The sequence below is a fragment of the Shewanella sp. 30m-14 genome, assembly GCF_052977125.1.
This window is the reverse complement of the sequence record NZ_JBRILW010000018.1, coordinates 23,486-44,422: the sequence shown is the minus strand read 5'-3', so window position 1 is coordinate 44,422 and position 20,937 is coordinate 23,486. Positions and strand designations below refer to the sequence as shown.

19 protein-coding genes are annotated in these 20,937 nt (G+C 42.9%); 12 read left to right on the top strand and 7 right to left on the bottom strand.

Annotated elements, in window-relative coordinates; all coding sequences use genetic code 11:
- Positions 1 to 50: 50 nt before the first annotated feature.
- On the bottom strand, positions 51 to 2,708 hold the full coding sequence (locus ACVBIU_RS13875) for an ATP-binding protein (protein WP_447164020.1): 2,658 nt from the start codon (positions 2,706 to 2,708) through the stop codon (positions 51 to 53).
- A 103-nt stretch (positions 2,709 to 2,811) separates the two neighbouring features.
- Between ACVBIU_RS13875 and ACVBIU_RS13870 the strand changes: the two genes are divergently transcribed.
- On the top strand, positions 2,812 to 3,306 hold the full coding sequence (locus tag ACVBIU_RS13870) for a hypothetical protein (protein ID WP_447161807.1): 495 nt from the start codon (positions 2,812 to 2,814) through the stop codon (positions 3,304 to 3,306).
- 2 nt (positions 3,307 to 3,308) lie between these two features.
- Complete coding sequence (locus ACVBIU_RS13865) at positions 3,309 to 4,349, top strand: hypothetical protein (RefSeq protein ID WP_447164019.1); 1,041 nt, start codon at positions 3,309 to 3,311, stop codon at positions 4,347 to 4,349.
- A gap of 66 nt (positions 4,350 to 4,415) precedes the next feature.
- On the opposite strand, the gene ACVBIU_RS13860 is transcribed toward ACVBIU_RS13865, so the two are convergent.
- From ACVBIU_RS13860 to ACVBIU_RS13840, 5 genes are all read right to left on the bottom strand, one after another.
- Complete coding sequence (locus ACVBIU_RS13860) at positions 4,416 to 4,742, bottom strand: Hpt domain-containing protein (protein WP_447161805.1); 327 nt, start codon at positions 4,740 to 4,742, stop codon at positions 4,416 to 4,418.
- A gap of 82 nt (positions 4,743 to 4,824) precedes the next feature.
- A complete protein-coding gene (locus ACVBIU_RS13855; RefSeq protein ID WP_447164018.1) occupies positions 4,825 to 5,268 on the bottom strand; it encodes an ATP-binding protein in 444 nt (147 codons plus the stop codon).
- A 109-nt stretch (positions 5,269 to 5,377) separates the two neighbouring features.
- Positions 5,378 to 5,710: an STAS domain-containing protein gene (locus ACVBIU_RS13850; RefSeq protein ID WP_447161803.1), complete on the bottom strand. Its 333-nt coding sequence runs from the start codon at positions 5,708 to 5,710 to the stop codon at positions 5,378 to 5,380.
- Between the two features lie 13 nt (positions 5,711 to 5,723).
- A complete protein-coding gene (locus tag ACVBIU_RS13845) occupies positions 5,724 to 6,920 on the bottom strand; it encodes a SpoIIE family protein phosphatase (protein ID WP_447164017.1) in 1,197 nt (398 codons plus the stop codon).
- A 196-nt stretch (positions 6,921 to 7,116) separates the two neighbouring features.
- Positions 7,117 to 7,512, bottom strand: coding sequence for a nitrous oxide-stimulated promoter family protein (locus ACVBIU_RS13840; RefSeq protein WP_447161801.1), 396 nt, complete (start codon positions 7,510 to 7,512; stop codon positions 7,117 to 7,119).
- A 629-nt stretch (positions 7,513 to 8,141) separates the two neighbouring features.
- Here ACVBIU_RS13840 and ACVBIU_RS13835 point away from each other — a divergent pair.
- The 9 genes from ACVBIU_RS13835 to ACVBIU_RS13795 all read left to right on the top strand — a co-directional run bounded on the left by ACVBIU_RS13835 (position 8,142) and on the right by ACVBIU_RS13795 (position 19,032).
- Positions 8,142 to 10,718 carry a TonB-dependent receptor gene (locus ACVBIU_RS13835; RefSeq protein ID WP_447164016.1) on the top strand — a complete coding sequence of 859 codons (2,577 nt, stop codon included), beginning with the start codon at positions 8,142 to 8,144 and terminating at the stop codon, positions 10,716 to 10,718.
- 189 nt (positions 10,719 to 10,907) lie between these two features.
- Positions 10,908 to 12,926: an EAL domain-containing protein gene (locus ACVBIU_RS13830; protein ID WP_447164015.1), complete on the top strand. Its 2,019-nt coding sequence runs from the start codon at positions 10,908 to 10,910 to the stop codon at positions 12,924 to 12,926.
- A gap of 186 nt (positions 12,927 to 13,112) precedes the next feature.
- Positions 13,113 to 14,078, top strand: a complete 966-nt coding sequence (locus ACVBIU_RS13825; protein WP_447164014.1) for a hypothetical protein — start codon at positions 13,113 to 13,115, stop codon at positions 14,076 to 14,078.
- A 122-nt stretch (positions 14,079 to 14,200) separates the two neighbouring features.
- Complete coding sequence (locus tag ACVBIU_RS13820) at positions 14,201 to 14,494, top strand: hypothetical protein (RefSeq protein ID WP_447162710.1); 294 nt, start codon at positions 14,201 to 14,203, stop codon at positions 14,492 to 14,494.
- Between the two features lie 60 nt (positions 14,495 to 14,554).
- On the top strand, positions 14,555 to 16,018 hold the full coding sequence (locus tag ACVBIU_RS13815) for a protein adenylyltransferase SelO (RefSeq protein WP_447164013.1): 1,464 nt from the start codon (positions 14,555 to 14,557) through the stop codon (positions 16,016 to 16,018).
- 49 nt (positions 16,019 to 16,067) lie between these two features.
- Entirely contained in the window at positions 16,068 to 16,364 is a 297-nt protein-coding gene (locus tag ACVBIU_RS13810; RefSeq protein WP_447162708.1) for a DUF3630 family protein, read from the top strand.
- Between the two features lie 82 nt (positions 16,365 to 16,446).
- Entirely contained in the window at positions 16,447 to 17,475 is a 1,029-nt protein-coding gene (locus ACVBIU_RS13805; protein WP_447162707.1) for a serine/threonine protein kinase, read from the top strand.
- Between the two features lie 129 nt (positions 17,476 to 17,604).
- Positions 17,605 to 18,216, top strand: a complete 612-nt coding sequence (locus ACVBIU_RS13800) for a thiol:disulfide interchange protein DsbA/DsbL (RefSeq protein WP_447162706.1) — start codon at positions 17,605 to 17,607, stop codon at positions 18,214 to 18,216.
- 603 nt (positions 18,217 to 18,819) lie between these two features.
- Positions 18,820 to 19,032, top strand: a complete 213-nt coding sequence (locus ACVBIU_RS13795) for a DUF1107 domain-containing protein (protein ID WP_447162560.1) — start codon at positions 18,820 to 18,822, stop codon at positions 19,030 to 19,032.
- Between the two features lie 9 nt (positions 19,033 to 19,041).
- Here the strand turns inward: ACVBIU_RS13795 and zapB are convergent, their stop codons facing one another.
- The gene (zapB, locus tag ACVBIU_RS13790; protein ID WP_447162561.1) at positions 19,042 to 19,245 is read right to left on the bottom strand and encodes a cell division protein ZapB; all 204 of its coding nucleotides are present in this window, start codon (positions 19,243 to 19,245) and stop codon (positions 19,042 to 19,044) included.
- Positions 19,246 to 19,425: 180 nt separating this feature from the next.
- Here zapB and ACVBIU_RS13785 point away from each other — a divergent pair, with 180 nt between their 5' ends.
- The gene (locus ACVBIU_RS13785; protein ID WP_447164012.1) at positions 19,426 to 20,913 is read left to right on the top strand and encodes a Na+/H+ antiporter NhaC family protein; all 1,488 of its coding nucleotides are present in this window, start codon (positions 19,426 to 19,428) and stop codon (positions 20,911 to 20,913) included.
- Positions 20,914 to 20,937: the final 24 nt, after the last annotated feature.

Below are 20,937 nucleotides of genomic sequence, written 5' to 3'. Positions count from 1 at the left end.
AACGTCATGGGATGCTATGAGTATAGCGTGGCTGTTAGTCAGTGGACGATTTAACTCGCCTGCTTAGATATCGATTTAAGCTTATGTAGTAACGCCTCTTTTTTAAAGGGTTTTGCGAGGTAATCATCCATACCTGATTGATAACACTTCTGAATATCTTGATCGAGTACGCTCGCAGTTAGTGCGATGATAGGTAACCTTGGCTGAGAATGTAGACTTTCCCACTCTCTGATTTTTTCGGTTGCCGTAAAGCCATCCATAACCGGCATCATGCAGTCCATTAAAATGGCGTGGAAGGCTCTACCAGCGCTAATAAATTCAAAGGCTTCTTGGCCATTACTCGCAATAATAAAATCAAAACCCGCCTGTTTGAGCTGTAAAGAGGCCACTTTCTGATTCACTAGGTTATCTTCTACAATCAGAATAACCACTTTCGATTTCTCTGTTTCAGCGGGCTTGTTTATCGGGTTGAGCTGATTCTGTGGTTGCTGTTGCTGCCTTAGTTTTCGGTTTTCTATGCCGTTATGTATGGCGTTCCTAAAACGGTTGCCTAATAAGGGAAGGGTTACTATTGCATCTATATTATCTAACTGTCGCTTCTCGCCCAGAGCGTTAATGGCAATGGTAAAGATGTCTTTTTGCTTAAGCAATTCAGGTAGGCTCGCAAGTGTACCTCTTGTCGATGACTGGATATCGAGGAACAAAAGATCAATTGTTTGCCTATCTTGAAGCAGGTCAAAGCAAGACTGATAATGGTAGTTAAGGCTAAATCCTTGGCGCTGACATTCTTTGCTAATCATGTCATTGCGTTGCGAGTTATTTGAAATGATCGCAGCGGTTAATGGTTTAAATTGGTTGGAGATTGGTTTTGTGTAGCTGACTATTTTAGCTTTCAGCGAGATAGTGAAGCAGCATCCCTCTCCTTTCACTGAGCTAAGGGTGATCTCGCCCCCCATTAATTCTATAAGTTGTTTGCAAATAGAGAGTCCAAGCCCTGTGCCACCAAATTGACGGGTAATGGTGTCGTCCTCTTGAATAAAAGGAGAAAATATTTGTTGTTGCTTGCTAGGGGCTATTCCTGTTCCAGTATCATGCACGCTAATTAGCATCTTGCTATAGCTGGCACTATTGCGACACGAAACAACGACCTTAATGCCTCCCTCTAGGGTAAATTTTATCGCATTAGAGAGCAGATTCATCAGCACTTGGCGCATGCGATGTTCATCTAAGGAGGTCAGGTAAGGAGTATCTTTATCGATATCGACTTCAAGGGTGAGTTGTTTTTCGGCGACTTTGGGTAAGATCATCGAAAGCGTGTCATATACCACTTCGACAATATTGGTATTTGTATGGGTTATTGAGAGGTTACCAGATTCAATTTTAGAGAGATCGAGTATGTCATTGATAAGCAGTAACAGTGTCTGCGATGAAGTCTCAATAGTTTGTAAATGTTCACTTTGAGTGGCCGTTAGCTTAGTGCCAGCCATGATATCGGACATGCCGATAATTCCGTTGAGCGGAGTCCTGATTTCATGAGACATATTTGCCAGAAAAGAACTCTTTGCCTGATTGGCTTTTTCAGCCTCACGCTTGGCTTGTAATATTTTTAGTTCATTTTGGTGGCGCTCATTAATCAGCTTATTGAGTGTATGGGAAAATAGGCTGAATTCATCGTTACCCGCTTCGTTTATTTTCTGTGAATAGTCATGAGTTTCTTCAATTTGAGACATGGTTTTAATCACGTGGCTGAGATAGTTAGTGATGCGTCGATATAGGTTTGCGCCTATGATGGCAATAATGATCAAAGAGAAAAACAATGCTGCACAGAATAATAAGATCAAACGCTTAGATTGGCTGATTTCTCTCTGGATATTGTTAGTTAGCTGGCTGGAGAAAGTGCTCACAACATATTGAATTAAATCAAGACGCTGCTGTAATGCTTGCAAACTTGTATCTGGGGTTTGGGTTAGTGGTTGCTGATTTAAAATGTGGCTTCTTAATTGGTAGCTTTGCTCGAATGCTTTATCTGAAAAGGTACTCAGCAGCAGAGATACTTGCTCCGGCTTAGCGTTGATCTCAATAAAGCGTTCAATATAAAGTTGTTGGTGTTCAGTGATGGAGTTCAGCTGGCTAAGCAGTTCGCTTTCTCCGCGATTTAATAGCAACTGTTTGATTAACCAACGCTCTTCAGTAGACCATAGAGACAGCCACTGCAGTTGATAGAGTATCACCAGCTGTTGATTTATTTCATCGTTAACGCCTGAGTGATCTTTTTCCATGGTGCTTAGCGCTTGAACTTGCAGCTCATTGAACCAAAATGACCAGTCTCCTAATCCTTCACTATCAACTTCATTCATCTCTTTTAGCGCATTACTGGTATTACTTAACCAGGACTCCATCTCTAAAGCGTTTTCGGCACTAAAGGCTTGTGGTAGTAACAGCGCTATGTAGTTGAGGCGGGTGTTGAAAGAGTCGATGGACAGCTTAATATTGTGTTTGAATAACTGCTCTCTTGCGTGATTGATCTGTTTGTTTAACTGAGAGAAAGATTCAAGAAAGTTAATTTTGCTATTGAGGGTATTTAGCGATTCAACATTGTCGCTTTGATTTTTAATCTCTAATGCAGACAAGAATGAGGCAAAAATCAGTGGCAATAGCACCAAGGCTAACATCCGTATTTTTATTGAAATATGATTCAATAAGTTCATTTCTACTCCATGAATTGAACAAGTTAGTGGTGAGCTTGTGGTTTAACTAAGCCTTGACTATATTCAGCTTAGTACAAAAAACTATCAAGGAATGAGGGTTTTAATGTTTAAGGGATTAAACGAACGGGTTCAGCTTGTCTGTTGTCAGCAATTTCTTTTGCTGGTGCTTGTGTGTAGCTCCCCCGCCTCTCAAGCTTTAGCCGGCGTCGATGAAAGCGAAGACGTTGAGTTTGCAATTTTTACCTTGAATGACGACTTGCCGCCATTAAGTAAAAGTAAGGCTAGAATGCTTTATCGAGGCAAAAGTAAGAAAATATCCGGTAGCTTAAAAATTATCCTGGTAGACCTCCCTGAAACTTCCATCCACAGAGAAGACTTTTACAAAATGCTACTCGGTAAATCCGTATCGCAGATGAACGGCTATTGGGCTGGGCTTGCATTTTCTGGAAGAGGTACTCCCCCCGAAGAATTAAACAGTGATGATATTAAGCAGATTTTAAAATGGCTTAACGATAACCCCAACGGAATAGCCTATGCCCCCATCGATTCCGTCCCCAAAGAAGTCAATATCTTGATAACCGTGCCTCAGGGAGAATAGCCATGTTATTTCGCCAAACATTATTTATAGCGTTATTTTACCTGTTATTTTGCCCTGCTGCCCAGGCAAGTATTGAGTTAACCGACAACATTTTATTAAGTGGATTTGGCTCAACCACTATCAGCAAAAGTGATAATCGAACCCCACTATTTATTAGTCGAGAAATTACCGACGATACCTGCTACGACTGTGACACCATATTTGGCTTACAGTTAGATATCGATGTGTTCGATGGCTTGAGTGCGTCTGGGCAGGTGGTGAAACGTACCCAGGATAACTGGAGTGACCCTGAACTTGAATGGGCATATCTATCATATGGCTTTGATGATTTTGAGTTGAGAGCAGGGCGTTTGCGCTTACCGGTATTTCTGGTTTCGGAGTACTACTATGTCAGCCAAGCCTACCCGTGGATAAGGCCACCTCAAGAGGTATATGACAGCATTTTAGGGTTTACCTTTTATGATGGTCTCTCTTTAGCCTGGAATTATGATATTTCTGATGAACTGCTGTTAACGGTTTCTCCCTATTACGGTTTTGATAGAGTCAATAAGGTCGAGTTAGGTGACATTTTATTGCAGTTTGATACCGAATGGATAGCAGGGATCTATATTGATTTAGTGGGCTTTAATTACCGTATTCATAGTGGCTTTATGCAAGCCAAATATACCCAGCTTCCCTCGGTAGAGGAGGAAAAACTCGATATTTACACGTTAGGGGCGGAATACAGCTATGGCTCTTGGTTGTGGATAGCAGAGGTTGAGTCCGATCGATTACAAGCAAACTGGTATGCCTCGGCTATTTATGCATTTGACGAATTGTCACCCTATTTAACTTACGGTGAGAGCCATCAACTGCGAAAGTCAAAAGCGGTAACGGCAGGGGTTAAATATGACTTAACATCAAGTGTTTCAATCAATATTGAATACCAGATGATCTTCTCTCAAAAGGAAGGTAATCGCGCCCAGTTTGTCACTTCACCACTGGTCTACGGCGAAAGCTCAGACGCTGATTTATTAAGCTTGGCGGTTAGTTTTGTATTTTGATGAAGACTAAGCTCAATCATTTTGGGCTAGTCGTTCCAGCTTGGCTTTGACTGTGAATCGCGTCGGTTATTGTAAAATAGCGGTTATTTGGCGATTGATGGTTTGGATTTCGCTACACAAGTTGATTATTGCTATGCGCTCGGGGAGTGAGCCGCCTTTAGAGCTCGACTCAACGACTTGTGCCAAGCTTACAGCGTCTTGCGCGCACAGGTTACTGAACATGCCTTTGAGCTCATGGGTGAGACGAAATAATTCAGTGATATTTTCTGTTTGATAGCTCTGAAAAATGAGGTGATCACTTTGGCCATACTCTTCGATATAGATCGTCAGTAGCATGTTCAGCATAGAATCATCGCCGTCACAGAGTGCTTTTAATTCATCAATCTTAATCATAGCTTCCCCCCTTGCTTGTGTTGATATTAACAGCCATTAAATCGCCAGCTAAAGCTGGCATTTTGTTATGACTAGAGTGTCTTTAGCTGGTCTTTTTCAATAGTCTGAAAGTATTGCGGTTATCGTGTGAATGGTATTCTATTTTGTCTGAAAGCTGCTGAATGATTTTGAGTCCCCTACGGCTTTGTAGCCAGGTGCTTGGGTCGCATGCGAGAGGTTCAATAAAGTCCATTTTAGGTAGGTCATCAAGCAGATTTTTGGGTATCGAGTCGCCATAATCTGCGACTTCAATAATTAACTGTTTTGTGTCATTTACGTAAGAGCTTATTTCAAACTTTGCCCCATCAAGGTTAGCGTAGGCATGCTCAAATACGTTATTCACGAGTTCTACAAGGCACAGCTCCATCTGCCCGATAAGGGCTGTATCCAAGCCGAGTGAGTACCAAAAGGGCAGGATATCGGAGGCAACAGTGCGGGATGCCTCCAGGCTGCTTGAGTATTGTTGGTAAAACGTCCTTGTGTTCACATTAACCTCCCTTATTACCGCTGCGATAAAAGGGAGACGCATTGAAGATAGGCTGTACTTCTGTGCCTTTTCCAGCGGCGAGTGTCATTCCCTTCATCAAGCTATCCTTTTAAGCGTTTGCTGTTAGCGCATCTTCTATGGTTGCATGGCTCACTATCAGCTTGTCTATTCGAGTTAACTTGAGCAAATCTAGGATCGGTTTCTGTGGGTTAATGATACTGATTTTAGTATTGCGCAACATCTTATAGGTGCCCATGATGGCTCCTAGTCCGCTACTGTCCATAAAGCGCACATCACTCATATCAAGGAGTAAATGCTCGCGTAGGTTATCTTTTAGTTTTCCGAGTTCAACATGGAAACTGGCAGTCAGCTTGGCGTCAAACCTAGCCTCTTTAATTCGGATCACCGTGTATTGGTTTTTCGCAATTATATCGAAGTGCATGCTGTTTCCTTGATTAGCTTCCATTCCATTCAAATGCCAACAAGCTGATGTCATCATCGAACTGTGTTGTGTCTGACCAGTTGTTTAATTCCTCTACTATGGTGTTACTTTGCTTGCTAATTGTCAGCTTGGACAGCTGTTGAATTTGCAACGCTAACCTTTGCTCTGAGTATTGTTCTTTATCTGTAGATTCCGCTTCGGTAATACCATCAGAGTAGAGAAATATGCGATCGCCTACGCTCAATTGGATCTGTTCGGTTTGGTAGCTAGCAAAATCGAACATACCGGCGACAAAGCTCTCTTGTTGTATAAAGCGGCATATTTGTTGCGATGTTTGCTGCCAGATTATTGGAGGGTGACCAGCAAAGGCGTAGTTTAATTGTCCGGTTTTGGTATTCAGCACGGCGTAAATCATAGTGAAGTAGAGGTTATTATCGCCTTGATTAATATAACTCTGATTAAGCCTAGCGAGCACTTCACTGGGCTCTCTTAAGCGATAAAAAGGGTCGCTATCTTGTTGGTGTTTTACATGCGAGTTACTGCTAGAGTCGATACTTTGCTGGATTGCAAAAGACATCAATGCTGATTTTACTCCGTGGCCAGCGACATCAAAGAGGTAAACGGCGATATGGTCTTCATCTAGCGGCATACATCCGAGCATATCGCCACCAATTTGAGCACTCGGTATATGAGTGTAGTGCAGCTCAACGCCAGGGAATTTTTTTTGGCTAGGTAACATCCGCTGGATCAATAAGCTGGCCGAATCGAGATCTTGGCGTATGGTGGCATAAGCTTGGTCTAGTTCAATATTTTTGGCAACCAACTGGTTGTGTAGTTCTAGACTCCTAAATCCCGCTTTAAGGCGAGCATCTAGCTCATTGATATTAGTATCTTTAGCGACAAAATCATCGGCGCCAGCGTTAATGCCTTCGACAATTGATTCTTGATCATCACGTCCTGAGAGCAAAACAAAAAAAATATAACGGTTATAGTCGGGGGATTTTAAGTGATAACACAGTTCTATGCCGTTTAAATCAGGCATCATCCAGTCACTTAAGACAAGCTGAATAGAAGGGTGCTTTTCGAGTTGAGTGAGTGCATCAAGGCCATTGATAGCGTTAATGACATGGTAACCTCGGGAGGAGAGCATTTTTGTCATCAGTAGCAGCATGACCTTATTATCCTCTACGAGTAGGATCTCTTTGCTCAAATCATCAGCCTCCTTGCTGCATTCGTTACTGAGTCCATTTTATATTCAGTTTTCGACAAGTATTCTTACTTTTCAAAAGTCTAGTCGTGAATGTTAAATACGACAAGGGTGCGGCACTGAAGGCGTGGAAAATAACGTTATGACAATAGGTTAGCTTTATATTTTGCTTAAATGATATCGCGCTTAGTAAAATTGACTAATCTTTTGTGGTAACTTTTATGCGTTGGTGGCGGTTAGAGCAAGCTTCGGGGGGCTTACCTGGCGCAGGATGACGTTCGCAGAGTAAATGACGAATAGCCATAATAGGGTGAGGTAGTAGCATTCTAGGGCCTGCGAAAATCATGATCTCGCGCGCCTTGGCTTTCATATGAGGCTTATAGCAGTGTACTGGGCACTTGTTACAGGTTGGCTTATCTTGACCATAGGGGCATCTATCAAGGCGAGTATGGGCGTATTCGATAAAGTCTTCACACTCTTCGCAAGGGTGAGATCCCGCTTCCTTATGGTGCGCCTTACAGTAGATTTTCACCATAGCTGAAATCGTCTCAAACTCTCTGAGAAGTTTGCCACTGAGTAGTTGTGCAAATGCCATGGGATACCTTAGTAAGTTACTTGGTTATTATCATCATAAAAGGGTTCGCTTTTGCTGACAAAATATTAGCTTCAAACTTTGAAGGTGTGCACAAAATAGTGCTTTAAGCTAATCAAGAAAAACGGTTTATCACTTCAAGCTAATGTTTTTTTAGTTTATCCCCAAAGCGATATATTAAAATATGCTTGTCAGAATCATTTGCGCTGGATTAAAATCCGCCGCGGTGTTTGATGGTGTAATTTTCCTCATAAAACATTATTGATGAAGGAGGCAATCTACCTCATGATATAGTGAGATTGTCTAGCGTTGAGATTGATTACAATGGGGCCTTAAATTCAGGGCTTTATCATTTCTCGGTGGCTTAAAGTCACTGACCTCTCCGACTCAAGCAAAGGTAAAATTAACTTCCAATATCGCCTTAAATAAGTCGATATTAAGTTTGCAGTAAACACTAAAACCACTTTATTCAAGGGGATATTACTTATTATTCCCTTAGGTTGGCTGTGCGCCGAACTAGGCTTTCAGCTCATATTGATGTGGCATTACTTGTAGAATGATAATTGACTTTAAGATCCCCCCCTTTGATGACGCGTGTAAAAATAAGACGAACAAGTTTTAAGGTAAGCTTAATGGCAACCGCTGCACTACTGCTAGTGAGCACTCTGCTACCTGCTATTGTTACAGCGAACCCAATAGAGGATGGCAGCGTCATTGGGTCATCAATGGAAATTATTGAGGTGCGTGGCATTCAGGCCTCCATGAAGGCCTCTATTAATACTAAAAGGTTCTCCAATGCTGTTGTCGATGCGGTAACCGCAGAAGATATAGGTAAATTCCCTGACAGCGATGTGGGTGAGTCTTTGGCGCGAATGCCCGGTGTTTCGGTTAATCGTCAATTTGGCCAGGGTCAGCAAGTGTCTATTCGTGGCGCATCTAATCAGTTAACCAGTACTTTGTTAAATGGTCACTCTGTTGCATCGACAGGTTGGTTTGACCAACAAACAACTGATCGTAGTTTTAATTACTCTTTGTTACCGCCTGAAATAATAGGTGAAATAGAGGCTTATAAATCTTCTCAAGCCGATATTACCGAAGGTGGGATCGGTGGTACCGTTATCATTAATACCCGCAAGCCGTTGGATTTAGATACTAACTCAATTTTCTTTAGCAGTAAGCAAGACTATGGCACCGTTTCTGAGCAAGTAGACCCTGAATTTTCTGGTTTGTATAGCTGGAAAAATAGCACCGATAGCTTAGGTGTGCTGCTCGCGGTAGCAGATGCCAACACTCATTATCAGCGTAATGGGATCGAATCAAGCATCGGCTGGGGAGAGATAGTGCCGACGACGTTCGAGCAGCAGCGTGAGCGCTCTGCTATTAATGCGGTGTTGCAGTACCGGCCAACAGACGAATTGGAGCTTGGCTTCAATTTCATGAGTCTTGATATGCAAGCCAACAATGCCAATACGTCGTTATTTTTGATGTTTCCTGATGATAAAGAGGCTGCTTGCGAGCAAAGAAATGAGGCCGGAACCTGTATCTTTTATCGTCGTAATGCCGATGATGCTAACCCGGCCTGGGCGCAAACATGGGTGCGCGAATCGAGCATGGATTCCAATACTTATGACTTTGATTTTAAGTATGAAACGGATGACTATACGGTAGATGGTGTACTGGGTAATACTCGCTCAGAAGGGGGAACCAACACGACAGCTAATTACGGTTTTTGGTTGGGGCAGGCCAGCGATTTTGCAGGCACTTATGATGCCCGCAGTGATGTGATAAATATCGACATAGCGAACAATTCATTTACGGCAGAGGACTTTAATGGCCCCTTGGCTCCAGAAAGTTGGTCGCTGCGTAAACAACCCAACTCAGATGAAGAGACTTACCTTAAGTTAAACCTTACATTTCCTGTAGAGCTTGGCTTTATCAACACAATTAAAACCGGAGTAAGCTGGGCTGAACATGACGTTAAACAGGAGTCTTTTGAAGGCATAGTTAACCCCGAGATTATCGCAAAAAATGCATCTGCGTACTACTCTGGTACGGTTTCATCAGGAGGCGGCTTTACTCTGCCGAAACCTATTTTTGATGCCATGCTCAACGATGCCAAGGCTGCAATCACTGGCTTTGATAGTAATGGTCAGGTATATAAGTCGGGTTACGGTACCATTAACGAAACCAACCTAGCCTTATATTTGATGGCTAACTTCGCATCTGAGCGTGTTAGAGGCAATATCGGGCTTCGCTATATCTCGACCAATGTCGCTTCGGATTATTACCAGCTTACCTCAGAGGGTACTTACGCTGATGATTTGAGTACATTAGGGGCAAACTATCGTGATTTACTACCAAGTATCAATGTTGCATTTGAGGCCACTGATGATGTCATTATCCGAGCGGCGGCATCTAAAGTCATTTCTCGACCCAATTATGACGATATGTTCGCCTCCTCTGCACTATCGGGCTATGGCGATGGCATTCCGAATAACGAAGTAATCGATCAAGGTAATATCGCTCTAGAGCCGTTTAAAGCGATACAGGCCGAGCTGGGCGTGGAGTGGTACTTCAGCCCTGAAGGAATCATATCAGCGACTTATTTTGTTAAAGATATCAACTCGTTTATCACCTCAGAGCAATTATTAGATCAAAGTGTGGGCATTGTTGATCCTGACTCTGGTGAAGATAGTTGGACTGTTTCTAACAAGAAAAATGGCTCAGGTGGGCTTATACAAGGTGTTGAACTACAGCTTCAAAATGGGTTCGAAAACGGATTGGGTTATGCAGCAAATTACACTTTTGCTGATTCACATGCACCTGCTGAATATTATCCTGATCAAGTTGATGTGTTTTCAGATTCATCAAGGCATGCGGTTAACTTAGTGGGTTATTATGAGCGAGATAGCTTCTCTGCCCGCTTAGCTTATAACTGGCGTAGCGCCTATATGATCCGTGAGTTACCAGGTTATTACGGTAATCGTGAGCATCAAGCTTATGGCACGGTCGATTTTAGTAGCACTTTTGATATAACCGAATATTTTTCGCTAACTTTTGAAGTGGTTAACTTGTTTGAAGAAGATAGCATTCAGCTTGGGGTGGCATCTGATTTAGCTGAAGTTAAGCCCGAATTTAAAAACAATTATCCTGTATTTAGTGCCGAAGGAGAGGCGCGTTATAAATTAGGTGTAGCGGTTCGATTCTAGATCTCGAGTATCCATCCTTTCGTGAGCCACTGCAGGCTAATTGAGTATTATTTTTGATTTTGAGCTAACACAAAGTGGCTCGGAACAGACCAGAAACAAGAGAAATAGAATGAACGTCGCTTTCTTCGCACTTTATTGTTGGGCTAATAATGTAGGGCTTAATGCTAGCACTACAATCGGTGCTAACTCATGATGTTTAGTCAAATGTTGGCAAGAGTGTGTAATTGGAGTAAAGGGTCGAAACTCTATTTGACCGATCTTGCTGCGATTGCGCTGTTGCTGTTACCGATAACACTAGCCAACTCGTTAGCTATGCTATTAGGCCATGCCTTTAGAGTGATGGAGATTAATTACGTTTCAGAGCTACTCTTTTATATTTCAAATATCTTAATTAATCTTTACCCAACAACATTTTGTATTGTTGCGAGTTATTACCTTTCGCAAAAAGCTAACGCATCCAGTGCAATATTTATCATCTATGCCTTGCTTCTGTTTTATATTTTGTCCATAGAGCATCTAGATTTTTCAACCAGTTATTCATTGCCAAACAATCCACTATTGGCGTTATTAAGCGCTATAGTGACGTATTTATACTATTTATATTTTCCGATCCGGCTGTTAGATCCTAACTCGTTTGATTTTGCTTCTCGATTAATAAAATATATTGTGCATATTTTTTGTTTTTGCTTGATTGCATTGCTGCTGTCGCAATTAGCGACCTATACAGGGTTTTCTGTTAAATCAGTTATTTTGTCATTAGGACTGGATCCTATGACGTTTACTGGTGGTTTGTTATATCAAGCGTTTCTTGGCATCTTGGGTGCAGTTGGTATCAACGGGCACAATATGTTGTTTACTATCAAGCAGCAAATCTATGCCGATACCCTAGCGAATATTGAAGCTTGGCGTGCCGGAGAAGCTTCAATCAATATCATTAGCCAAGGCTTCTATGACGCATTTTTGTCAATGGGAGGCTCAGGTAACTGCATAAGCTTATTACTCTGCGTGCTTATCTTTAGCCAAAAATACAACCACAAGATGCTGGCAATCGTTGCCATACCTATGGTCATGTTTAATATTAATGAAGTGTTATTATTTGGCCTGCCAATCCTGTTTAATCCGATCATGATCATTCCATTTATTCTTGTCCCTTTGGTCAGCTTTGTGATCGTGTATGCTTGTATTGCATTAGGTATCGTCTCTCCCGTTGTTAGTATTGTTAATTGGCTAACACCGCCTATTTTTAGTGGTTACTTCGCTATGGGAGATCAGTTAGATGGGGCTGTTTTGCAATTAGTCGTTATTATTATCGGCATTTTTATCTACCGACCATTTTACCTGGCCTACGTTGGCAAACACTTGATTTCGGTTGATCCCAATACTCGTTACGCTGCAGCTGAGGGCTCTATTTTTAATCATGTATTGCGCAGTGTAAGGGACTCAACCAACGACAATATTACTCAATCTTCAGTGCAGAATCGGGTAGCGAAGATTTTAAGAGAAGGTACTCTGGTGATGTTTTACCAGAAAATACAATCTGTTCATGATAAATCACACTATAACTACGAGGCATTAATTCGTTATATAGATGATAAAGGGATGCTTTGTCCGCCAGTATTCATTGCTGACTTTCAATTACTCAAAGCGATGCCAATGTTAGATAAAATGGTTATTGAGTTGGTATTACAAGATATGCAGAAAATAGAGTTACCTGTAGGGGGGCGTATATCCATTAACGTATCTGTCGCCTCCATCGAGGAGCCTGATTTTGTGTCGCATTTACTGTCTAGATTAGAGTACTACGCTATTTCACCGTCTAAGGTAGAAATCGAAATTACAGAGGAAGCGATGTTAAGTGACAAGGTTTACTTAACTCGAGTAATGACCGAGCTTCAGGCGCAAGACATCGCTATCTCAATGGATGACTTTGGTTCAGGCTACGCTTCATTTCCTCACCTACTCAAGTACCCATTCAATAAAGTTAAAATTGACAGGTCGTTATTATTGGATGCGACATCGAGTAAAGGAAAAGAGATCTATAAGTTAGTTGCAAAGCTTGGCCAAATTGCTAACTGTAAAGTCGTTGCCGAAGGAGTAGAAACACAGCAGGAATATCAATTTATCCAAAGTTGTGGTGTTGATTTAGTCCAAGGTTTTTATTTTGCTAAGCCTTTACCCCTTGAAAAGTTGTGCTATCAGGATAGTTAGTGCTTTGTTTATTTATGTTTTGTAACACCTAAAAAAGCGATTATTTTTGATACCCGATAAAAAAATGATATAAATAGTTGATTTTATAAAAGACAATGCATTAATAATAACGTTTAAATTTTGCACATTTTAGCTACACAAACGCGTGTATTAAATGTGTTCGTGGCTAACCCATGGTGGAAAACAATGAAAGAAATAATCATTATACTGCTGATTGTAGTAGGTTTTTATCTTTACAATCGCACTCAAAAAGCGGCTAAAGCTGAAAAAGAGCAGGCAGCTAAGCGCTCTGAAGAGGCTCAAGATGCAGCCGAGAGTGAGATGAAAGATATCACTCCAGAGACAACAGAAGAGGTATCGACGCCCACCGTAGATGGGGTGAGCTTTGAGTCTAAGGTTGATCATGAAGCTGAAGTGAAACAAGCTGCTGTTGAGCCAGAGCCAGAGCCAGAGCCAGAGCCAGAGCCAGAGCCAAAATTAGAATCGGTTGTTGAAGCCCAAGCAGAGCCAGTGTCTGAGCCATTCTCTGAGGTTGAAGAAAAAGTTCAGCCTGTGGCGGCACTAGAGCCAGAATCAGTATCTGAACCTGAGATACTAGCTAAGGCAGAAGTTGAAGTTAAAGCTGAGCCGGAAGTAAAAGCTAAGCCAAGCGTTGAACTTGAGCGAGAAGTTAAATCAGAAGTTCACGCAGAAGCTAAACCAGAAGCTAAACCAGAAGCTAAACCAGAAGCTAAACCAGAAGCGACAGCAGACCTATCATGGGCAAACCCGAAATTGGCTAAGGCTGCCAGCGACCTTGTCGCTGCCAATGGCGTCACAGAGCAACACCTCGCGCTGTCAGGCGTCATCGCAGAGTGTTATAAGCAGCGCAAGTTGAGTGAGTATGTGCAGTATGGTGCAAGCTTGTCTCAAGATTACCTTGAACTGTTTGCCGCATATGTCAAAGGCCTTAAGGCAGAGAACCCTGATGCAGAAGTTAAAGGCACAGGCATGATGCATTTATCGACCTTGCTTAATGATAACGGTGATTTCGATAGCGCGATTTCAATCTGTAAAACCGCAATTGAATACGGTCTTGCAGATGGTACGGTTACTGGGTTTGAGGGGCGAATTACGCGTATCGAGAAAGCCAAGGCAAAAGCGAATAAATAGCTTTAACAGCTAAAAACAATTAATCACTAACTAAGCTGTGTAGAATAAGCAGATTGGTTAGCAAAGAGGCGAACTCCTGACTTGCATTGGGACTTCGCCTTTTTATTTAGAGGAAATATTGCATGAATTTTCGTTCGCTGTGTTTACTAGGTATGGCTTCAATAGGTCTGATTGCTTGCACTCAGTCTCCTGAATGGACGCTAATGTATTACCCTGACAGCCAGACTAAACCAAGCGTTGAGCAGTCTGGCGAATTTATAACGGGCTATTATGAGACCATCGAGCAGTGCCATGCGAAAGGCAAGGGGCTTATTCGTTTAAGTGGCGTTACCGATGGCCACTATGTGTGTGGTTATCAGTGCGAAGCGCAAGGGGAGTTGTTGAGCTGTCAAAGCGTGATCACTTCAGACATGTAATCTCAGCTCTATTTTATAGCTGTTGATTCGGCCAGAATTCAAAACACTCTAGGAAGGCATATGCGATTAAAACAAGATTTTTTTGAACAACTGCCAGACTTCTACTCACAGGTATTTCCATTGGGGATCAGTGATCCGCACTGGCTTGCCTGGAGCCAAGATGCGGCGGCTCTCATTGGGTTAGATAAGCCTACAGATGAGCTGCTGCAAGGGCTTTCTGGTAATGCGAGTATTGAGGGGGCAAGCTATTATGCACAGGTCTATAGTGGTCACCAATTTGGTGGCTATTCGTCGCAACTCGGTGATGGTCGCTCGATTATTCTTGGTGAAGCGATAGGGCCGCAAGGCGCGTGGGATGTGGCCTTAAAAGGCGGTGGACCAACACCATATTCTCGCCATGGTGATGGCCGTGCAGTGATGCGCTCTGCCGTGCGTGAATTTTTGATCTCAGAAGCTCTGCATCATCTTCACATTCCAACCACCCGTGCGTTAGCGGTTATTGGCTCCGACTTGCCTGTATGGCGGGAAACCCAAGAAACTGCCGCAATCACAGTTCGCCTAGCCAAAAGTCACATTCGTTTCGGACACTTTGAGTTTTTTTGCCATAGCCAGCGCGGAGCCCCAGAGAAGCTGAAGCAGTTACTCGATTTTACGATTAAGCAGCATTACCCATATTTAAGTTGCGACGCTGCTGGCTACAAGGCCTGGTTTGCTCGTGTGGTTGCCGATACCGCTAAGATGATTGCTCACTGGCAAGCGATAGGTTTTGCCCACGGGGTGATGAACACCGATAATATGTCGATACTGGGTGACAGTTTCGACTTTGGCCCGTTTGCTTTTTTAGATACGTTTAAAGAAGACTTTATCTGTAATCACTCCGATCCAGAGGGGCGTTATGCTTTTGGTCAGCAGCCGGGAGTTGGCCTGTGGAACTTGCAACGGTTAGCACAGGCATTGTCGCCCATCATTCCTTCTGACGATCTGGTTGCTGCACTGGATCAATATCAACAGGAATTGGTAACGCATTATTTAGTCTTGATGCGGGCTAAATTAGGTCTAACAGCCATTGAGGCTGCCCCTGAAGTGGTAACAGAGCAGGATAACTATGATTTAACACTCATAGGTGGCTTCACTACGCTGATGGAGCGTAATCATTTAGATCATACCAATACCTGGCGTCGATTCGGTCAGTTAGATCCCAATTCTAGTCATTCCTCTTTACGTGATGATTTTGTCGATCTTAATGGTTTTGATACCTGGTATCAGGCCTATCAAATGCGGATCGGCAAGCTTGATGAGGTCGGGCTTTGGCAGCGTGAGCGTAACCAGACGAATCCTAAATATATTTTGCGCAATTATCTTGCACAAGAGGCAATAATCGCTGTTGAACAGGGCGACCTTCAGCCACTGCATAATCTGCAGCGCTTGTTGCAGAACCCATTTGATGAACAGTTAGAGTTTGAGGATTTAGCTAAGCGTCCACCAGATTGGGGGCAAGGGCTGATCATGTCTTGTAGTAGTTAAACTGCAGGCGAGTGTTTATCGATACACATAGAATAATAAGAGTAAACTAATGCAATTAACCTCAATTAAATTAGAGCGCGAAACCTTAAGCTTATCGGTACAGGCAGATATCGACTTTGAGCAATTTGAACTGTTTGCCGAGCCTTTTGCCAAAGTATTAGATTGCCGAGTGGTTGAGAGGCAATGGGGCGCAGATCGCCATCAGTGGCTACTGGAGTTTGAAGGCTCACACCTGCAGCTACATTATGAGTTTTATGGTGATATCTGTTGGTTGTCGACAGACAGAGAAGATGAGTTCGAGGTATTGGTTTATTTAGCAGAATTGATGAAGCCTTACTTGCTATAAATCGTGTTATATAAGCATGAATATATTTTAGAGTTTGAATGAAATCGCTTCCTCGATGCCATTCACAATTGAGCATAATGATATGAATATAAATCCTCCTCAATCAGCAACAGCAAAAGAGTCAGGTTCGGCTTTTCATTATCAGGCATTAACGCCCGATTTAATCTTAACGGCAATTGAAACCTTAGGGATCTATCCTGAAACCGGTCTTTTAGCATTAAACAGCTACGAGAACCGGGTTTATCAGTTTCGCTGTGATAGAGGGCAACGTTATGTGGTTAAGTTCTATCGTCCAGAGCGTTGGACTGATGCGCAAATTCAAGAGGAGCATGACTTCTCTGCCGCATTAGCCGAGCATGAAGTGCCTATCGCCACCCCAGTGATTATTGATGGCAAGTCATTGCATGAATATCAAGGATTTCGTTTTGCATTGTTTCCTTCAATCGGTGGCCGTGCATTTGAAGTCGATAACCTTGACCAGTTAGAACAGGTGGGGCGTTTTATTGGCCGTATTCACCAATACTCAAAGCAGGCTGACTTTAAATACCGTGATGTGATGTCACCGAAATTATTGGGTGAAGAGTCTCTCAGTTGGCTTAAAGCTTCTGGTCATATTCCAGCGAGTTTAGAGCTGCCTTACTTTACAGTGGTTGAGCAGATCTTAGAAAAAGCGTCAGCTTTGTGGTTACCAGATAGCTATCGCTCAATACGTCTGCATGGCGACTTACATCCGAGTAATATTTTGTGGACGCCAGAGGGGCCAGGCTTTGTCGATCTCGATGACGCCAAGATGGGGCCTGCAGTGCAAGATATCTGGATGATGCTTGCCGGAGACAGACCGCAGCAGTTATTACAGCTTGAGGTGTTACTCGAAGGCTATGAAGAGTTTTGTGAATTCGATAGTCGTGAGTTGCAGTTGGTTGAACCGCTGCGAGCGATGCGCATGCTGCATTACAATGCATGGCTTAGTCGTCGTTGGGCAGACCCTGCTTTTCCAATGAACTTCCCCTGGTTTGCTGAGGATAAATATTGGGAACAACAGATTTTAGCCTTTAAAGAGCAGTTAGCAGTACTGGATGAGCCACCGCTAAGTTTAATTCCACAATATTGATTTTAAACGGGTGATGCTCGTATTTTGTAACAGAAAAATGAACTTTTGCGCTTGAGGTCGACTCCAAAGCACATTATGTTATATCCAAATAATTAGCGTGATGCTGTGTTAGCATCAAAAGGAATCAAGATGAAAAAAGCTTTATTGGTTGCATTTGCACTATTGATGGCGCCTATGGCAGCGATGGCAGCTCAGTATGAAGAAGGTGTGCATTACACGGTAATTAACGAAGGTCCTGGTACAGCGAAGCCAGAGATTGCCGAGTTTTTCTCTTTCTACTGCCCACATTGCTATACCTTCGCTAAAGAGCAGGTACCAAAGATTAAAGCAACCTTGCCAGAAGGTGTTACCTTCAAGCAGAACCACGTTGAGTTCATCGGTCGTCAAATGGGCGTAGAGATGTCACGTGCCTTTGCTATCGCACACCAACTAAAGATTGAAGAGAAGATGGAGCACGCTCTGTTTTCAGCAATCCAAGACAAGAAGCAGAACTTCACTAACCTTGATGATATCAAAGCGCTTTTCGTTGTTAACGGTGTCGATCCTAAAGCATTCGATGCAGCAGCTAAATCATTTATGGTGAATGCGCAGATGTCTAAAATGAAGCGTGACACTGAAAATGCACAAATTGCTGGCGTACCCGCATTGGTTGTAAACGGTAAATATCGTGTTGAAACGGGTGCAATCAAGTCTTACCAAGAGCTACTTGATATTGCTTACTACCTAGCGACGCAAAAGTAATTTACGACGCTAGATAAAAAAGGAGCCAATAGGCTCCTTTTTTTGTGTCTGGAACACTTATGCCAAGGCCCATGGATGGATAGCCTTGGTAGTTGTGTCTTGCATCTTGCAATAGAGAGTTATGCGCTCTTTCTTGTAGATTGCCATGGATGGTTAGCCTTGGTAGTTGTGTCTTGCATCTTGCAATAGAGAGTTATGCGCTCTTTATTTAAGATCGACAGGGTGGAAAACCCTGTTTGCCGCTTTCTTTGCTCTATGCGTACTGTATTTCTCTTTAACTTTTTCTAATTCTGCACAAAATCCCAGACAGAAAAAAACCGCACTTCCTGGTCGCAAGAAGTACGGCTATGGAGCTATAAGCTCAACGTTACCCTGAGTAACAGTTAAACGTTAACAGGATGTCAAAAAACTGGCAAGTGACAATTTAGCGTAACAGCATATTTCTGGTGTTCTTTATCATATTGATAGTTTTAGTGAATTTTTTCTCGTAACATTTTCGCTTAAATTTTTACAAATAAATCCTCAAAAAAATGAAACTCTCACGGTAAAATGCCTGTCCAACTAAAAAATAAATAACAACAAATAACGTTGTGGGGAGGTCTTGTGAGAGTTTTTCCTGTCTATGCACCAAAAATTATCGTAAAGCATGCGCGCATTTTTCTGACCGGAGTGATCTGGGTAAAGGATTTAGGTCGATTAGAATTTGATAAAGGAAGGTTTTTATTGCCAAGAAAAAGCCTGCCTAAGGTTAAGCAGGCTATTTTAGAGCTCAATGAATTGATTGAGACTCAAAATAACGAGATGCACATGGCATAACGTTAGGAATTAGTTTACTTCGTCGTTGAGCAGACCAACTAGGCCAGTCACTTTCTCATTCCAAGAGTTAAGCTCTTGCTGTAACTGTTGGTTTTGCTCAGACAGGCCGCTGCTTGTCTGCTTCTCTTCTTCAAGCTCCATTTTTAGTAGCTCGATAGTTTCAAGTGCAGCTTGGATTTTTGTTTCCAATTTCGATAATAGTTCAAGACTCATGGGTAGTCCCTTTGATAGCGAGATGATAGCTCCGATTCTAGCAGTGACGTGGCATTGCTGAATAGTTAATTATGCTAAATGAGTGAAAAACGCTCAATAAAATCACCAAAAACGTTTTTTTTTTGCACTTGTTACTAAGTCGTTAGTATTCTTCTATTTATTTCCTCTTGGATCGCGGCAATGACCGGCAATTTCCTGATACTTATTCCGCTGCTATTAACCCTGAGTTTGGCACTTATTCTGCGTAGAACCCTAGTCGCCTTAGGTGTTGGCATTGTATCTGGCGCACTTATTTTATCTAACTTTAACCTGCCAGATACCGTGGTTTATATGGCCGACAAGGCATGGCTGCAGGTTTATCGTGATGGCCATTGGCAGGCTTGGCATTTAAATGTGCTTGCGGCCATGGTGTTATTAGGCATGATGACACAGCTGCTAGCGCGTGGTGGAGCGGTGAAGCTTTTCGCCGATTGGTTATATCATCGGATTAAAAGTGGCCGTCAGGCCCGGGTTGGTGTGGTCGTGCTAGGCTGGGTAGTTTTTATTGATGGCATCTTCAGCTGCTTAGCCGTCGGGCATGTTTGTCAGCCATTAAGCCAGAGATACAATATGTCGCGGGAACAGATCGCTTACCTCGTGGACTCCAATGCTTCACCTTTGTGTGCCTTGCTGCCTTTTTCTAGCTGGGGTCCCTATGTGATGGCCATTTTGGCCAGTATCACCTTACTGCCACTCACGCCGTTGGAATCATTTATTGAAATCGCCAAGATGAACTTTTACGCCATCACGGTGATCTTACTGTCTTTGCTCATTGCCTGGTTTGGTATTGGCTTTAATTCAGATGTCGCACCTAGTAGTGAGCAGCAAGAGAGTGAAGATGTACCAGCTGGAAGCCCCTGGTTGTTGGGCTTACCTATGGCGACTTTGTTACTGGCATCAATAGGACTAACTTTGTACTCGGGTGCTAGCAATGCACAAGGCTCAAGCTTAAGCGATTGGGTCTCGGCAGCAGATATTGGTGCCGCCATGCGTAATGCGTGTTTATTGGCAATTTTATTAGCCATCTTGATGATTAAAATGAGTGGCCGCAGTTTCTCGTTACTGATTGCAGATCTTGGATCCGGGGTACGTGCTATTAGCTTCGCTATCTCCATCTTGCTTTTTACCTGGATGATAGGTGCTGTGATAGCCGATTTAGGGGTAGCAAAGTTGCTGGCTACTTGGGCTGAGACGTTCTTATCGGCGCAGATGTTAGTGGCTGGTACGTTTCTATTGTGCGCGATAATGGCGTTTACTACAGGTTCAAGTTGGGGAACGTTTGCCATTATGATCCCGATTGGCGCTGAAGTGGCATTAACGGTTGAGCCTACTCTTTTACTACCAGCGTTAAGCGCCGTTATGGCGGGGTCAGTATTTGGCGATCATTGCTCACCCATTTCAGACACCAGCGTAATTAGTGCGCTGAGTTCGGGCTGTGAGCCTCATGCCCATGTGATGACTCAATTGCCTTTTGCCATTATTGCAGGGATAAGCTCATTGGTTGGCTTTCAGTTAGTTAATCTTGAAGTTGCGACAGCATGGAGCTGGTTAGCCGTTATTATTGCCGCAGTCTCTATGCTGGTGGCATATCAAAAGTTACACCAAAGTGAGCGTGTTGCGATTATTTAGTCGCAGCAAGTTTTATCGGTTATA

Bases quoted from the DNA above. Each gene is read 5' to 3' on its own strand.
- ACVBIU_RS13875 (WP_447164020.1), bottom strand. From the start codon at position 2,708: ATGAACTTATTGAATCATATTTCAATAAAAATACGGATGTTAGCCTTG.
- ACVBIU_RS13870 (WP_447161807.1), top strand. From the start codon at position 2,812: ATGTTTAAGGGATTAAACGAACGGGTTCAGCTTGTCTGTTGTCAGCAA.
- ACVBIU_RS13865 (WP_447164019.1), top strand. From the start codon at position 3,309: ATGTTATTTCGCCAAACATTATTTATAGCGTTATTTTACCTGTTATTT.
- ACVBIU_RS13860 (WP_447161805.1), bottom strand. From the start codon at position 4,742: ATGATTAAGATTGATGAATTAAAAGCACTCTGTGACGGCGATGATTCT.
- ACVBIU_RS13850 (WP_447161803.1), bottom strand. From the start codon at position 5,710: ATGCACTTCGATATAATTGCGAAAAACCAATACACGGTGATCCGAATT.
- ACVBIU_RS13840 (WP_447161801.1), bottom strand. From the start codon at position 7,512: ATGGCATTTGCACAACTACTCAGTGGCAAACTTCTCAGAGAGTTTGAG.
- ACVBIU_RS13835 (WP_447164016.1), top strand. From the start codon at position 8,142: ATGGCAACCGCTGCACTACTGCTAGTGAGCACTCTGCTACCTGCTATT.
- ACVBIU_RS13830 (WP_447164015.1), top strand. From the start codon at position 10,908: ATGATGTTTAGTCAAATGTTGGCAAGAGTGTGTAATTGGAGTAAAGGG.
- ACVBIU_RS13825 (WP_447164014.1), top strand. From the start codon at position 13,113: ATGAAAGAAATAATCATTATACTGCTGATTGTAGTAGGTTTTTATCTT.
- ACVBIU_RS13820 (WP_447162710.1), top strand. From the start codon at position 14,201: ATGAATTTTCGTTCGCTGTGTTTACTAGGTATGGCTTCAATAGGTCTG.
- ACVBIU_RS13815 (WP_447164013.1), top strand. From the start codon at position 14,555: ATGCGATTAAAACAAGATTTTTTTGAACAACTGCCAGACTTCTACTCA.
- ACVBIU_RS13810 (WP_447162708.1), top strand. From the start codon at position 16,068: ATGCAATTAACCTCAATTAAATTAGAGCGCGAAACCTTAAGCTTATCG.
- ACVBIU_RS13805 (WP_447162707.1), top strand. From the start codon at position 16,447: ATGAATATAAATCCTCCTCAATCAGCAACAGCAAAAGAGTCAGGTTCG.
- ACVBIU_RS13800 (WP_447162706.1), top strand. From the start codon at position 17,605: ATGAAAAAAGCTTTATTGGTTGCATTTGCACTATTGATGGCGCCTATG.
- zapB (WP_447162561.1), bottom strand. From the start codon at position 19,245: ATGAGTCTTGAACTATTATCGAAATTGGAAACAAAAATCCAAGCTGCA.
- ACVBIU_RS13785 (WP_447164012.1), top strand. From the start codon at position 19,426: ATGACCGGCAATTTCCTGATACTTATTCCGCTGCTATTAACCCTGAGT.